This is a genomic window from Mycobacterium sp. NGS16 (assembly GCF_059813225.1).
The window spans coordinates 1-14,232 of record NZ_JCALEE010000013.1 but is presented as its reverse complement, the minus strand read 5'-3'; the positions used below and the strand labels follow the sequence as shown (position 1 = coordinate 14,232).

General features: G+C 68.7%; 16 protein-coding genes. 5 read left to right on the top strand and 11 right to left on the bottom strand.

The genetic code is table 11. The features are described from left to right. Positions 1 to 8: 8 nt before the first annotated feature. The 9 genes from AC5Y4Q_RS20490 to glnX all read right to left on the bottom strand — a co-directional run bounded on the left by AC5Y4Q_RS20490 (position 9) and on the right by glnX (position 8,339). Positions 9 to 323 (bottom strand): hypothetical protein, encoded by a 315-nt coding sequence (locus AC5Y4Q_RS20490; protein ID WP_064924377.1) that lies wholly within the window; start codon positions 321 to 323, stop codon positions 9 to 11. Beyond that, on the bottom strand, positions 320 to 556 hold the full coding sequence (locus AC5Y4Q_RS20485) for a hypothetical protein (protein ID WP_131809634.1): 237 nt from the start codon (positions 554 to 556) through the stop codon (positions 320 to 322). The genes AC5Y4Q_RS20490 and AC5Y4Q_RS20485 overlap by 4 nt, the downstream gene beginning before the upstream one ends. An 80-nt stretch (positions 557 to 636) precedes the next feature. After that, complete coding sequence (locus AC5Y4Q_RS20480; RefSeq protein ID WP_131809633.1) at positions 637 to 942, bottom strand: hypothetical protein; 306 nt, start codon at positions 940 to 942, stop codon at positions 637 to 639. A gap of 298 nt (positions 943 to 1,240) precedes the next feature. Continuing rightward, a complete protein-coding gene (locus AC5Y4Q_RS20475) occupies positions 1,241 to 2,722 on the bottom strand; it encodes a hypothetical protein (RefSeq protein ID WP_064924374.1) in 1,482 nt (493 codons plus the stop codon). A gap of 6 nt (positions 2,723 to 2,728) precedes the next feature. Continuing rightward, positions 2,729 to 3,097 carry a type VII secretion target gene (locus AC5Y4Q_RS20470; protein WP_064924373.1) on the bottom strand — a complete coding sequence of 123 codons (369 nt, stop codon included), beginning with the start codon at positions 3,095 to 3,097 and terminating at the stop codon, positions 2,729 to 2,731. Positions 3,098 to 3,184: 87 nt separating this feature from the next. Further along, positions 3,185 to 3,550 (bottom strand): hypothetical protein, encoded by a 366-nt coding sequence (locus AC5Y4Q_RS20465; protein WP_082952799.1) that lies wholly within the window; start codon positions 3,548 to 3,550, stop codon positions 3,185 to 3,187. A 204-nt stretch (positions 3,551 to 3,754) separates the two neighbouring features. Continuing rightward, a complete protein-coding gene (locus AC5Y4Q_RS20460) occupies positions 3,755 to 6,037 on the bottom strand; it encodes a serine/threonine-protein kinase PknG (protein ID WP_064924420.1) in 2,283 nt (760 codons plus the stop codon). Further along, a complete protein-coding gene (locus AC5Y4Q_RS20455) occupies positions 6,037 to 7,020 on the bottom strand; it encodes a glutamate ABC transporter substrate-binding protein (protein ID WP_064924372.1) in 984 nt (327 codons plus the stop codon). The genes AC5Y4Q_RS20460 and AC5Y4Q_RS20455 overlap by 1 nt, the downstream gene beginning before the upstream one ends. Further along, the gene (glnX, locus tag AC5Y4Q_RS20450) at positions 7,020 to 8,339 is read right to left on the bottom strand and encodes a protein kinase G-activating protein GlnX (RefSeq protein ID WP_064924371.1); all 1,320 of its coding nucleotides are present in this window, start codon (positions 8,337 to 8,339) and stop codon (positions 7,020 to 7,022) included. The genes AC5Y4Q_RS20455 and glnX overlap by 1 nt, the downstream gene beginning before the upstream one ends. A gap of 158 nt (positions 8,340 to 8,497) precedes the next feature. Between glnX and AC5Y4Q_RS20445 the strand changes: the two genes are divergently transcribed. Next, a complete protein-coding gene (locus AC5Y4Q_RS20445) occupies positions 8,498 to 8,971 on the top strand; it encodes an NUDIX hydrolase (protein WP_064924370.1) in 474 nt (157 codons plus the stop codon). Here AC5Y4Q_RS20445 and thiE read toward each other — a convergent pair. Further along, complete coding sequence (thiE, locus tag AC5Y4Q_RS20440; RefSeq protein WP_499960126.1) at positions 8,968 to 9,624, bottom strand: thiamine phosphate synthase; 657 nt, start codon at positions 9,622 to 9,624, stop codon at positions 8,968 to 8,970. The two genes, AC5Y4Q_RS20445 and thiE, sit on opposite strands and share 4 nt — an antisense overlap. A 78-nt stretch (positions 9,625 to 9,702) precedes the next feature. Here thiE and thiO point away from each other — a divergent pair, with 78 nt between their 5' ends. The 4 genes from thiO (at position 9,703) to AC5Y4Q_RS20420 (ending at position 12,603) form a co-directional block, all read left to right on the top strand. Beyond that, the gene (gene thiO / locus AC5Y4Q_RS20435) at positions 9,703 to 10,713 is read left to right on the top strand and encodes a glycine oxidase ThiO (protein ID WP_064924368.1); all 1,011 of its coding nucleotides are present in this window, start codon (positions 9,703 to 9,705) and stop codon (positions 10,711 to 10,713) included. Between the two features lie 76 nt (positions 10,714 to 10,789). Continuing rightward, entirely contained in the window at positions 10,790 to 10,987 is a 198-nt protein-coding gene (thiS, locus tag AC5Y4Q_RS20430; RefSeq protein WP_013827329.1) for a sulfur carrier protein ThiS, read from the top strand. Continuing rightward, positions 10,980 to 11,741: a thiazole synthase gene (locus AC5Y4Q_RS20425; protein WP_082952798.1), complete on the top strand. Its 762-nt coding sequence runs from the start codon at positions 10,980 to 10,982 to the stop codon at positions 11,739 to 11,741. The genes thiS and AC5Y4Q_RS20425 overlap by 8 nt, the downstream gene beginning before the upstream one ends. A gap of 85 nt (positions 11,742 to 11,826) precedes the next feature. Further along, positions 11,827 to 12,603 carry an SGNH/GDSL hydrolase family protein gene (locus tag AC5Y4Q_RS20420; RefSeq protein ID WP_065019062.1) on the top strand — a complete coding sequence of 259 codons (777 nt, stop codon included), beginning with the start codon at positions 11,827 to 11,829 and terminating at the stop codon, positions 12,601 to 12,603. On the opposite strand, the gene AC5Y4Q_RS20415 is transcribed toward AC5Y4Q_RS20420, so the two are convergent. Beyond that, positions 12,600 to 13,733 (bottom strand): PGRS repeat-containing protein, encoded by a 1,134-nt coding sequence (locus AC5Y4Q_RS20415; protein WP_499960117.1) that lies wholly within the window; start codon positions 13,731 to 13,733, stop codon positions 12,600 to 12,602. The genes AC5Y4Q_RS20420 and AC5Y4Q_RS20415 overlap by 4 nt on opposite strands. Positions 13,734 to 14,232 lie beyond the last annotated feature (499 nt).

Sequence of the window (14,232 nt, the reverse complement as noted above, 5' to 3'; positions counted from 1 at the left end):
ACGACAGCTCATCGTCCCCAAGGCGGCTGTTCGCCACATGCGCCGGTCTCGCGGCGCATGCTGGCGATGAGTGCGCCGAGGGCGACGATCACGGGCACGCTGAACCAAACGAGGAGCAGCAGTGCGGGTCCCCACATCACGATCGCAACGAAGTACAGCCGGATGTAATCGCCTGTCTGGGTGGGGATTGGATCGTCGCTGGATACGAGGAGGGCACCGACAAACAACGCACTGCCCGCTATGAACCAAGCTGCGAGCGCAGCCGCTGCGGTGGACCACAGGAGGCGCCGAAACGACGGCTTGACGAGCTGAAGACGGGTCATCGTCGCGTAGGGCCGCGTTCGGCGCTCTCGCCCGTCTTACTGCGGCGGACGCTTGCGATCAGCAAGCCGATGGTGATGATGAGGGGGAGGGTGAGATACCAAAACGTGAGCAGGAGTATTGGGCTCCAGAACGTCAGGAACATCACCGCAAGCTGGACGTATTCGCCGGGCGTAGTTGGGTCTGAGTCATTACGGCCGGTGACGATGGCGCCGACAACGTAGGCGCTGCTCACGACTACAACGCAAGCGACCGCAACTGCGACCATCGACCAGATCGCCCGCCGCAGCGATGGTTTCGCGAAGTGAAGGCGCGTCATTGCCCGGTAGAAGTCTGTTCGGCGCTCGCGCCGGTCTCGCCGCGGCGGACGCTTGCGATGAGCATCCCGAGCGCGACCCCGACGGGAATCGTGATAAACCATGGGATCAGCAAGTACGCCTGACCCCATAGCAAGAGGGACCAGAGGTAGACCCGGATGTATTCGCCCCCCGAGTACTGGTACTCGTCGGTGAGCGCCGAGCACAATAGTGCGGTGCCTGATGCCGCACTGGCTACGGCGTAGACAGCAGCGACCGAAAGAACCACCCGCCCCAGCGATGGTCTAGCGATGCGATAGGCCATCCTCACGAAGGCGTCTTTTCGTTGCTCTCGCGGCGACGAAAGAAGGAGAAGAACCCTCCGAGAACTACTACCAGGGGGACGCTGATAAACCAGAACATTAGCGCGTATATCGGCGCAGCAAAAAATGCGTCCCAGGCCAGAAATGCGTCATGATCATTTGATGAAGATAGCGGGCTATCGTCCGTAATCGCGGCTAGCGCAAAAATTACGACGATCCACATCACGTAAACGACGAACGTTGCCAAAACGAGGCACCAAAAGGATCGCCACGGAGACGGCTTAACGAACTGAAGTCGGGTCATCGTCCTATTCCTACGGTGGGGATACCGCCCTTAAATGGGTCGGTCAATTGTGTCGTGTGGCTTATGAAGGGGTCGTGGGCGAACGGTAATGCGTTTTCGAGCTCCCACTTCCAGTCTGGCATGTCGGGGCGTACGGCCGGGATCGTAGCGTCGCCAATCCAATGATGACGAGAAAGGCTAGTGCCTGGACCGTACTTACTTCCCGAGTTGGCCGGCGTCCACTGCAGCTCTGCGGGAGCAGCACCGTTGTGATATTGGTAGGTCTCCATGCTTGGATATATCGTCGTGTTGCCGCCGAGTCCAACTGTGCCGTCCGGATGTGGTTCAAAGGTGATTCGTCCGTTAACCGATATCCCCATAGCTGTGCCGACCAGATTCTCGTATGCATCGTGCGCGTCGTAATCGATAGTTAGACGCCCGTCGGCCGCTTGAGCGACGTGGACGCTTGGTACCGCCGCTGCTGCGCCACCGCGTTGTCCGTCAGCGTTGACAGTCGGATTTTGGCGAACCACGACTGTGCCGTGATCGTAGTCAACGAATACCGATACGCGCGAGTCTTCAGGGTCCGCCGTGGCACTCGGACCCCTGTTGTCGCCCAAATTCATAGGGAAATACCTGCCCTGTGCTACATCGGTGGGGTCTTTCGCGACGTTTTGCACCTGGTCAGTCGGGATGAACATATTCGACCGAACAACCCCCTTGCCCGGTTGCGGTGTGATCCTGCCCGCCACAATCTCAGGCGGGACCCCGTGGTACTTCGGGTCGTAGCTGTGCGGGTCCAGGGCTGCCGCCATGCGCCAATCGTTGTCGCTGACCGGGTCGCGTCCGTAGACCTTGTTGAACGCTTCCCGTTGGTTGGCAGCACGGTCGGAGCCGGACTTCCAGCGGTCATCCAGCGGCACCGCGTGGGGCCGCCCATCAGCAGCGCCCGCGCCGCCGTCGGCCCCCTCGGCGGGGAAGCTGAAGCCGTGTAGTCCCGCGGTGGCGGTGGCGATGTTGCGGCCGATCTCCGCTTCGTGGACGACCAGGTTGACGGCTCGAGATTTGATGAAGCTGGCGGGAGCCTGGGCGGCCTGCTCGCGGGCCTCCTGCTCCGCGGCGGACGTGTAATACGTCCAGGTGTCGGCGACGGAGTAGTCGTCGCCCACCCGGAAGTCATCGCGCTCAGCGGCGTCCACGGCTGATAGCACCAGTCCCTTGTTTGCCACTTGTGCGTCGTAGCCGCGCTCGGCGATATCGGCGGCGTTGACCAGGATGTCGGCGGGGCTGTGCACCGTCACCACATCGACGCCGGTGCGGTGCCGGAACGCTTCGGCGCCGGCGCCGGTCCACGGGGTGCCGCCGGGACGCGCTGCGGCATCGCGGATCTGGGTGAACGCGGCTTCCCAGGAGTGGGCGAGGCTTCTCCAGGCGGCGGCGCTGGTTTTGAGGTAGTCCCAGTTTGCGTTTTCGATCTCTCTCAGCGTCGGAAGGGCCATCGTCGGCTACCTCGGTGTCCCGATCCCGCTGGCTGCGCCACCGTCGGCGCCGGAGCCGCGCGGGACAAGTGGGGTGAAGCCGGCTCCGCCCGGAGGGACTCCGGCCAGGGCGGTTGCGCTGTCGTGATCCATCGCCTCGTAATCGTGGGCGGCCGTGTAGAGCGCGCTCGCGCTCGACATCATCCGCGCCCGCATCGCGGCGGCGGCCTTACCCCCACCGGCGTTGGCGGTACTGACCGCCGCCGCGCTGGCCTGCCAGCCCGGTGCGGACACCGCCGGCAGGATGGGCGCGACCTGAGCCGCCAGGTCCTCGCAGCGCTGCGCCAACTCGCGCAAGCCGGCCGGGGTGACCTGCAGGGGCGCGGGGGAGGTCATGGAAAGAGCGTAAGTGGGATTTTCGACTGTGTGAATTCACGGCCGACCTGACGTGCGCCCCGCCGACCACCGGATCACCGACGCCCCTCAGGACACCGCCAAGCCCAACCCACGGATACGGTCGGCGTAGCCGGCCTCGATGCGGTCGACCGCGCCGTGCATGCGCTGCAGGCGCTGCTGGTAGATGCCGGCCTGTTCGGCGCGGGTAATCTGCTCGGCGGCCAGCACAACCCGTGCGTCCGCATCCATCGCATCGAGCATCGACCAGTCCCGGCCGTCGGCGACGGTGGTGCCGGTCTCAGTGTCCACGACGTAGCCCTCGGACTCGACCCGCCTCATGAACGCGATCACCGGCTGACGCCGCTCGTAGATGCTCTCTTCGCCCTCGGTGAGCAGATCGGCCAGCTTCTTCATCACGTCGGCACACAGCCTCAGCAGCGCCAGGTCCTTCATCCATATCGTTCTCGCTGAAGCTCAACGTCATCGCCGTCCCTGCTGGGAACCGGTCGGTGAACACTGTCACCCGGTCGATCAGCCGGTCCAGGATCGCACAGGCCGCCACCCCGGTGCGCCGATGCCCCAGATCACGGCCGAACGTACGGCGCTGCTTCTGCAGCGCCTGTCGCATCGCGTGAAGGCTTTCCATCGCAGCAACTTTCAGAAGGTGCTCATCGGCCGCACCGCATTGGCCATGTCGACCAGCGCGTAGCGGTGCGCCTGAGTCGGCGCGAGCCGGGCCAGCGCCCGCAACGCCATCTCCACGCCCAGTCGCAGCCCGTGGTCGGTGAACGGGAACCCGAGGATGTGGTTGGTGCTGGCCTCGTGCTCGGCCAGCCAGTCCATCGCCGCGCCCAACACCAGCGCCCGGATCTGCAGCACCCGCGGTTCGGTGTCCGGCAGCGCCTCCACCCGGCGGGCGGCGTCGCGGATCTGGGCCTCGGTGATCTCGTGCGTCGACCGTCCGGACAGCAGCGTCACCGCGCTGGTCAGGCGAGCGGTGGTGAAATGCCTTGAGGTGGCAGGAACTTCGTCAAGAGTTCGCACCGCTGCGGTGCGGTCTCCCTCCACCGAAAGAGCCCGCGCCAAGCCGAAAGCCGCCGAGATCACGCTGTCATCGGTGCGCCACACCGTCTCGTAGAACGCGCGTTCGTCTTCGGTGCCGGCCAGCTCAGCGGTGGCGGCCAGCGCCATCTTCGGCGCCAGCTCACCCGGGAACATGTCGAGCACCTCGGTGAAATCCTTACGCGCCGCTTCGTAGTCGCCGGTGAGCAGCTCGGCCACGCCCCGGAACCAGACCAGTCGCCAGCGCCACCCCACCTGCTCGGCCAGCTCGTCGAGCTTGCTCATCGCCTTGCTGACGTTGCCGAGATCCAGCAGGGCGCGCACCTCCATCAACGGCAATCCGATGGACTCCGATAAGTCGATGCCCTCGGACTCCAGTGAGCTGTTGCGCACGGCGCGCAGTGAATCCAACGTCTGCACCGGTTCGCTCAGCTCCATCGACGTCAATAGCGGAGCAGCGACATCGCCCGGGTCGATCAGCGGCACCTGCAAGGCGGTGACGATCTCACGCGCCGTCAGGTTCTGGGAGTGCACATGCCCGTCTAGGTAGACGTCGGTGTGGGCGACCAGCAGGTGCTCGCCGAACGTGGACCGCGACCGGGTGAACACCGTCGACAGCCCAGGCCGTGGGGTCCCGGTGTCCTGGGCGACCACTTCGCGCAGCACGGCCATCAGCTGCGCGGACATCTCCTCGGCGGAGGTGAACCGGCGGCGCGGGTCCGGGTCGATGGCCCGGCGCAGCAGCCGGCGGTAGGAGTCGTACTTCTTGAGCACCGGGTCGTCATCGGGCAGGCCGTCGACGTAGCGGCCCTCGCGGGTGCGCAGCTTCAGCGTCAACGCCGCCAGGGTGCGGCCCACCGTGTAGATGTCGGTGGCCACGGTCGGTCCGGTCCGCACGATGTCCGGTGCCTGGTAGCCGGGGGTGCCGTAGAGGTAGCCGAACGAGTTGATGCGCGACACCGCGCCGAGGTCGATCAGCTTCAGCTGCTCCTCGGTCAGCACGATGTTCTCCGGCTTCAAGTCGTTGTAGACCAAGCCGAGGGAGTGCAGGTATCCCAGCGCCGGCAGGATCTCGAGCATGTAGGCGATGGCCTGGGCCACCGGCAGCCGTGTGCCGCGGCGCTGCTTGAGCGACTGCCCGCCGACATACTCCATCACGATGTAGCCGACCGGATCCCCGTGCGAATCCGGATGCTGGACGAAGTTGAAGATCTTCACGATCGACGGATGCGTCACCTCGGCGAGGAACTGGCGCTCGGCCATCGCGATCGCCTGCGCCTCGGCGTCACCGGAATGCACCAGGCCTTTGAGCACCACCGGGCGCTCGTTGACGTTGTGGTCGACCGCCAGGTAGACCCAGCCCAGGCCACCATGTGCCACACAGCCTTTGATCTCGTACTGGCCGGCCACCATGTCGCCGGGTTTGAGTTGCGGCAGGAAGGAATACGGGCTGCCGCAGTGCGGGCACCAGCCTTCTGAGGCGCCCTTGGCATCCCCGGTGGAACGGCCCACCGGCCGGCCGCAGTTCCAGCAGAAGCGCTTGTTCTCGGCGACGACCGGATCGGCCATCAGCGCCTCGAGGGGGTTGATCTCGGGAACCCGGGGGATCTCCACCAGCCCGCCGCCCAGACGCCGCCGCGGCGCGACGGTGCGCACCACCGAGACGTCGTGGGTTTCGTCGTGGCCTAATGCCGCGGAACTCGAACCTTCGCGGGGGCGGAAGATCGCCTGGGTCGACATCGGACGTCGCACCGACGACGATTCGGCCAGCACGTCTGCCCGCTGGGTGGCCGGGCCATTATCGTCGAAGTCGTCGAACTCGGCGGGCGACTCCCGCTGCTCGTCCGCGCCGCTGAGGTCTGAATCGTCGCTGGCCATCAGTCCGAATACCTCGGTGTAGGCGGCGCCGGTGCCGGACCGAGCACCGTCAACCACTTGCGGTACAAGGTGTTCCAGGTGCCGTCGCGGCGGATGCGCTCCAAGGTGGCGTTGACGAACCGGACCAGCCCGGTGTTGTCCAGGTTGATCCCGATGCCGTAGGGCTCCTCGTCCATGCTCGGCCCGACGATGTGCAGATACGGGTCTTGGGCCATCAGCCCGGCCAGGATCGAGTCGTCGGTGCTCACGGCGTCGACCTGGCGCTGTTGCATCGCCACCAGGCAGTCGGCCCAGTTCACCACCGAGACGATGATCGGCGCTGGGGAGATGTCGCGGATGCGGCGCAGCGAGGTGGTGCCCTGCGCGACGCAGACCCGCTTGCCCGACAGATCGCCGGCCCGGCGGATCGAGGAGTCACGCGGCACCAGCAGGCGCTGATTGGCGACGAGGTACACCGTCGAGAAGTTCACCAGCTTTCGTCGACCGCAGGTGATGCTCATGGTCTTGACCACGATATCGACTTCGGACTTCTGCAGCGCCGCAATGCGTTCGGCCGACGCCAGAATCCGGTACTCGACCTGCGACGGGGTCCCGAAGATGTCCCGGGCCACCTCACCGGCGATGTCGACGTCGAAACCGGTGATCTCGCCGGTGATCGGATCGCGGAAGCTGAACAGGTTGCTGCCGATATCCAGCCCGACGATCAGCCGGCCACGCTGGCGGATCTGGGCTACCGCCGCGTCGGCCTCGGCCTTGCTGCGGAACGGGCGCAGGCTGGCAGTGGCATCACAGTTCTCGGCGCCCGCGTCCGGCGGTCGCGGCGCCTCGGGTGTCAGCTCCTGCATCCCGGCCGGTGTGGGCGGCGGCAGCGTCGGCACCGCGGTGGGCGTCACGAACTCGGAGTGGCTGCACCCGGTCAATCCGGACAGCACCAGCACCGCGCTGAGTGCGCCCACGAGCAGACGGGGCCGGTGGCGGGTCATCATTTGTACTCGTTCAGTCGGGGCCACAAACCGAGCGCGACCGCGATCGCGGCGCCCATGCTGAGCACCGCACCACCGACGGGCGCCACCGACAGCACCCGCCGGGCGTTGAGGACGTCGCTGCGCAATTGATTGCGGCTGTGCTGCAGCGCCTTGTCCAAGGCGGCGTCGAGCTGGTCGAACGCGGGTGTGGAGTCATCCCCGCTGCCGCCGAGGGCCACCTGGGTGGCGGCCCGGTAATTGCCGACGGCGATGTAGGAGTTCATCCGGTCGTTGGCCTGCCGCCACCGGGCCAGCAGCTGCCCGGCGTTGGCCAGATCGGCCTTGTCGACGGCGTCGCCGCGCTCCAGGTAGCCCTGCAGCTGCTCCTGCATGGTGTCGATGCGCTGGTAGAAGGTCTGCTTGCGGGTCTCCTCGTCGCCGCGCCGAATCAGCGACAGGGTCTCGTCGGCGCGCGCCTGCTGGGCGGTGATCGCCAGGTTGGTGATCGCCTTCAGCGATTCGGCGGCGGTGTCCTTGGCGGTGCGGCTGCCCGCGGTGGAGATCACCATGACGGTGCCGACCCAGATCACCATCAGCAGAATCGCCAAACCACCGGTGACCAGCCCGGGGTTGATCCGGCGCCGGGTGTGCCGGGCCAGCCAGCGGTGCGCGAATGCACCGAACAGGACGGTGGTCGCCACCACCAGGATCACCGGGGCCGGCACCCGGGTCGAGGCCGTGGTCTGAACGTCCACCGTCGCCGAAGTGGCCTGGTAGAGCCGCTGGGCGTCCGGCAGGATCGTGTGCTGCATCAGCTCGGAGGCTTCCGACAGGTACGACGACCCCACCGGGTCACCCGATCGGTTGTTGGTCCGGGCGGTCTCGATCAGGCCGGTGTAGACGGCCAATTCGGCGTTGATCCGTCCCAGCAGCGCCAGCAGCGGCTCGTCATTCAGTCCGCCGGAGGCCCGGGTCACCGCCACTGCGGCGGCGGTGATGGCCTGCTCGTAGCGTTCCCGCACCGCTCGTGGCTCGCCTTGGGCGATGAAGGCGGTGGCCGCCGCGGCGTCGGCGACCGACAAGGTGGTGTAGAGCTGGCCGGCGGCATACGCCAGCGGCTCGGTGTGGTCGAGCACGGTGGTCAGGGTGTTCTGCCGGTTGTTGATCGTGGTGGCGGTGGCGAACGCGCTGATGCCGCCGAGAGCGGCCAGGATGACGCCGATGGCCAGAATGCGACCGGGGGTGGTGGTGAAGAACCACCAGCGAGGTCGGGCCGATTCGGTCGGCGACCGTAACCCCGCCGGCTCGGTTGACGGATGCGCCAACTCAACGGTCACGTCTGTTCAGACTCCATCCCTACTCGCGTCACCAACGATCATAAAGGGATTCTAAGAGTGCAGGTGTCGTCCGCGTCGACCTGCGCGGCGGTTGTTGCCGAAATAGTCGCGTGATCTCACCACAACCGAGACCTTGCGCGCCGGATACGCTTCCAGGCGTGCGTGGTGACGGCGATGGGTGGGCATTTTCCGACACCGGCGCCCGCTTCTGGGGCCGGCACGGCGCGGCGGGCCTGCTGCTGCGGGCGCCCCGGCCCGACGGCACCCGCACCGTGCTGCTGCAGCACCGCGCCTGGTGGAGCCATCAGGGCGGCACTTGGGCGCTGCCCGGCGGTGCCCGCGACAGTCACGAGACCGCCGAGGAGGCCGCCATCCGCGAGGCGCAGGAGGAGGCCGGCCTGCCCGCCGACCGCATTGTCGTGCGCGCGGCGGTAGTCACCGCGTCGGCCAGCGGGACCAGCTGGACCTACACCACCGTGGTCGCCGACGCCGACGAGCTGCTCCCGGTGGTGCCCAACCGGGAGAGCACCGAACTGCGCTGGGTGCCCGAGCTCGACGTGTCCGCCCTGCCGCTGCACCCGGGCTTCGCCGCCAGCTGGGACGCGCTGCGCGGGTTGCAGCTGCCGGGCTAACTACCGGTCAGCGCCGTGCGCAGGGCCGCCGCCGCCGCACGCGGATCTTCGGCGGCCGTGATCGCCCGCACCACCACCACCCGCTCGGCGCCGGCGGCCAGCACCTGTGGCAGCCGCTCGGCGTCGATTCCGCCGATGGCGAACCACGGTTTGCCGGCGCGCTGCTCCGCGGCGAACCGCAGTAGCGCCAGGCCCGGGGCTTCGCGGCCCGGCTTGGTCGGGGTGGGCCAGCACGGGCCCGCGCAGAAGTAGTCGACCGGCTCGGTCAGCGCCGTCTCGACCTGATCGCGGTCGTGGGTGGACCGCCCGATCAGTACGTCGGGCCCGACGATGTCGCGGGCGACCGGCAGCGGCAGATCGTCCTGGCCCAGGTGCAGCACGTCGGCGCCGGCCGCACGGGCGATGTCGGCGCGGTCGTTGACCGCCAACAGCGCCTGATGCCGGCGAGCGGCGTCGGCCAGGACCTCCAGCGCCGCCAATTCGTCGCGGGCCTCCAGCGGACCGAACCGCTGCTCGCCGGGCGAGCCCTTATCGCGCAGCTGGATGATGTCCACCCCGCCGGCCAGTGCGGCCTCGGCGAACGCGGCCAGGTCGCCGCGTTCTCGGCGGGCGTCGGTACACAGGTACAGCCGGGCACGCGCGAGGCGGGACAGACGGTCGGAGCGTTTATGCACACCGCGACGCTAGCGGCTAGCTTGGTGAGTTGACACCGAGGTCGAAGGGAGCAGCACATGCCTGGACCCTCGCTCGGTTCGCTGGCCGTGATCGGCGGCGGTGTGATCGGTCTGTCGGTGGCCATGCGGGCCGCCCGGGCCGGATGGACGGTGCGGGTCCACCGCACCGGCGACCACGGTGCCTCCTGGGTGGCCGGCGGAATGTTGGCCCCGCACAGCGAGGGCTGGCCGGGTGAGGACCGGCAGCTACGGCTGGGCCTGCGCTCCCTGGAGTTGTGGCACGAGTTCCTTGGCCAGCTGCCGGCCGCCGTCGTCACCGCGCGCGAATCGCTGGTGGTGGCCGCCGACCGGGCTGACGTCGCCGACCTGCGCACGGTCGCCGACTGGCTGTCCGGCCAGGGCCACCCGGTGATCTGGGAATCAGCGGCCCGCGAGGTCGAACCGCTGTTGGCCGCCGGCATCCGGCACGGCTTCCGCGCCCCAACTGAGCTGGCGGTGGACAACCGCGCGGTGCTGTGCGCCCTGGTAACCGCCTGCGAGGAACTCGGGGTGGCGTGGGCGGGACCCGTGCACGAACTGGCCGCGGTGGCCGCCGATGCGGTGGTGCTCGCCAACGGCATGGACGCTCCGGCGCTCTGGCCCGGCCTTCCTATCCGGCCGGTCAAGGGGGAGGTGCTGCGGTTGCGCTGGCGCAAGGGCTGCCTGCCGGTACCGCAGCGGGTGATCCGGGCCCGCGTGCACGGCCGGGCGGTCTACCTGGTGCCGCGCCCCGACGGAGTGGTGGTGGGGGCCACCCAGTACGAGCACGGCCGCGACACCACCCCGGTGGTCTCCGGCGTCCGCGACCTGCTCGATGACGCCTGCACCGTGGTACCGGCGCTGGGGGAGTACGAGCTGGCCGAGTGCAGTGCGGGGCTGCGACCGATGACCCCGGACAATCTCCCGTTGGTGCACCGGCTCGACGAACGGACATACGTCGCCGCCGGCCACGGCCGCAACGGTTTCCTGCTGGCCCCATGGACCGCCGAACAGGTTGTGTCCGAACTACTTCCGGTTGGAGTGCAGTAATGATCAGCCGCGGCGTGACGATGCAGTGGGGGCACTCCCCGTTTGCTGGGGACGGAGCGATGAGGAGGAGCGGCGCATGATCATCAACGTCAACGAGAAGCAGGTCGAGGTGGCCGAAGCGACAACGGTTGCGGCGCTGCTGGCATCGATGGGTTACCCGGACCGCGGTATCGCGGTGGCGGTCGACCAGGCGGTACTACCGAGATCACGTTGGGCCACTACGCTTTCCGATGGTGCCCGGCTCGAGGTGGTGACGGCGGTGCAAGGTGGTTGACGACGCGAAGCTGACCATCGCCGGGCGGGAGTTCAGCTCCCGGCTCATCATGGGGACCGGTGGGGCGCATAGCCTGGCGGTGCTCGAAGAGGCGCTGGTGGCCTCCGGCACCGAGCTGACCACGGTCGCGATGCGCCGGGTCGACGCCGAGGGCGGGACCGGCATGCTCGATCTGCTGAGCCGGCTGGGCATCGCCCCGCTGCCCAACACCGCCGGTTGCCGCAGCGCCGCCGAGGCGGTGCTGACCGCGCAGTTGGCGCGGGAGGCGTTGGGTACCGAGTGGGTCAAGCTGGAGGTGATCGGCGACGAGCGCACCCTGCTGCCCGACGCCGTCGAATTAGTCCGCGCGGCAGAGCAATTGGTCGACGACGGGTTCGTGGTGCTGCCGTACACCAATGACGACCCGGTGTTGGCTCGCCGGCTCGAGGACGTCGGGTGCGCGGCCGTGATGCCGCTGGGTTCACCGATCGGCACCGGCCTGGGTATCGCCAACCCGCACAGCATCGAGATGATCGTGGAGGCAGCCGGGGTGCCGGTGGTGCTCGACGCCGGTATCGGCACCGCCAGCGATGCCGCGCTGGCGATGGAGCTGGGCTGCGACGCGGTACTGCTGGCCACCGCAGTCACCCGCGCGGCCGACCCGCCCGCAATGGCGGCGGCGATGGCCGGGGCCGTCACCGCCGGCTACCTGGCGCGCCGAGCCGGGCGCATCCCGAAGCGCTTCTGGGCGCAGGCATCGTCGCCGGCCCTGTGATGGCGGCGTCTTCTGCCATGAGCGTGCGTGTCGGCCCGCGACACGCCGCGAGGAACCGTACCACTGTGCACGTTCACGGCCGATCATGAATCGCTATGTGGCCCTGGGGAGTTCGATGGCGGCCGGTCCCGGAATTCGGCCCGCTGTCGCCGGTGCGCCATGGGTGGCGGGACGCTCCACCCGCAACTATCCCCACCTGGTCGCGCGCGCCCTCGGCCTCGAGCTCGTCGACGTCACGTTCTCCGGTGCGACGACATCCCACCTGCTGACCGAACCCCAGCACGGTGCACCGCCGCAGGTCGAGTCGCTCGACGGCTCGGAAACCCTGGTGACCATCACCATCGGTGGCAACGACGTCGGCTACGTGCCGCTGCTGATGGCTGCGACGTTGATGCCCTGGGCTGCCCGCCTCGTGCCGCCGATCGGTGCCCTCTTCGACGGCCACAAGCGTCAGCAGGCGCTGGACCGGGTCGAAGCCGCGCTGCGGGCGGTCGGTACCGCGGTGCGAGAGCGGGCGCCGCGGGCCCGGGTGCTGTTCGTGGACTATCTGACCCTGTTGCCGCCGGCCGGATCGCGGGCGGGGCGACTACCCGGACACGTCGTCGAGCTGGCCCGCCACATCGCCGACGAACTGGAGCGGCACACCGCCACCGCCGCGGCCGCCACCGGCTGTGAGATCGTGCGCGCCGGGCAGGCCAGCCGCGAACACCACCCGTGGTCGGCGCAGCCATGGACGGTGGGCGCGGGCCTGCCGCTGCCGTGGCGGCCCTGGCCGTTTCACCCCAATGCCGCCGGAATGGCCGCGGTAGCCGAGCTGGTGACGGCGCAATTGGCCGGGCCGGGGATCCAGCCCGCCGACTAAGCGGTGTCGCCGGGTGCGCCGGGCTTCCCGGGGCTGCCTGTACTGCCGTGAACGGTGCCTGGTCCGGCCTTGCCGGCCGGGCCGCCGAGCCCGCCGGTCGCCCCGTCGCTGCCGGCGCCGCCGTTGCCGCCGTTGCCGCCGTTGCCGCCGTCACCGCCGAAGCCCACGCCGTTGCCGCCGTTGCCGCCGTGGCCGCCGGTCCCCCCAACGCCGCCGACGCCGCTGGCCGCGCCGCCAACACCGCCGGCGCCGCCGTCGCCACCGTTGCCGCCCAGGATGCCCAGGACGATGGGCGTTCCGCCGCCGCCGTTGCCTCCGTCACCACCGGCTCCACCGGTGCTTCCGGCCCCGGTCGCCGCGCCGCCGTCACCCCCGGCGCCGCCGTGGCCGCCGCCGGCGGGGTCGCCGCTGCCGCCGACCCGGCCGCCGTTACCGCCGTTGCCGCCCGCGCCGCCGGTGCTCCCGGGCCCGGTGGCCGTACCGCCGGTGCCGCCGTGTCCGCCTGCCCCGCCGGCGCCGAACTGCTGACCGCCGTCCCCGCCGATCCCGCCGTGACCACCGGCGCCGGCGGTGCCCGATGCGGTTGCGGCGCCGTGGCCGCCGTCGCCGCCGTGACCGCCGTTGCCGAACATCGTCCCGCCGGCACCCCCGTTGCCGCCGTTGCCGCCGGCGCCACCGTCGATACCGGCCGCGCCGTTGCCGCCGTCGCCGCCATTGCCGAACAGGCCGGCGTGCCCGCCGTTGCCGCCGGCCATGCCGGCAACGGTGGAGGTCCAGCCATCGCCGCCATCGCCGAACCACACGCCGCCGTTGCCGCCGTCGGGGTCGGTCTCGGTCCCGTCGGCGCCGTTGCAGATCACCCCGCACGCGTCCGGGTAGAGCGGTGCGAAGAGCTGGTTGATCGGCGCGGTGAGCTGCTCACCGAGCGGCGAGTCGAGCCAGTCCTGCAACGCCGCGTGTAACGGTGTGTAGAAGTCGAACACGGCACCGCCGGCGGCCGACCCGGCCAGCGCATCGCCGGACAGGTCCCAGCCGGGTGCGGTGAACAGGCTGTTGAAGTCATCGGCCAGGTTGCCCCAGGAGCTCGGGTCGAACAGGTCGGCCAACAGATCGTCGAAGTCGGCATGCACTGCGGGGGCCGACGTCAGCGCGGTGAGGCCTACTGCTGTGAGGATCCCGAGGGCGGCAGGAGCTGTCCTCAGTTCGATGCCGCGCCCTCGTAGGCGCCGCCTTCCTGCGGTTTCGAGACGACGAGACATCGAGCCGACCTTCCTGCGATGACTAGAGACTTCCGTACATGTTTGGCGACTCTAGCCGAACCCACAAGAGAAGAACCATACTAAAAGTATGAAAACATGCCCCATTGCAAACTCTGCGTAGACAATTGACGCCTGCGTAAGTACCGTGCTGTTCCTAAGGCGCATGTTAACCAAGCTTCATGGCGCCAGGTGGCCTGATGGGGAACGGGGGCAGTGGTGGTGGTTCGGCGCGGCGTTGCGGGTGGCGGGAGTTCTAGCTCGGGCGGGTCTGGTCGGCGGGGCCGGCGGATCGTGGGTGCGTCTTCGGTGGTGGGGGCGTTTTTGGCGTTTGGGGTGGCGCCGGTGGCCGCTGCTGATTTCGAGGATTTGT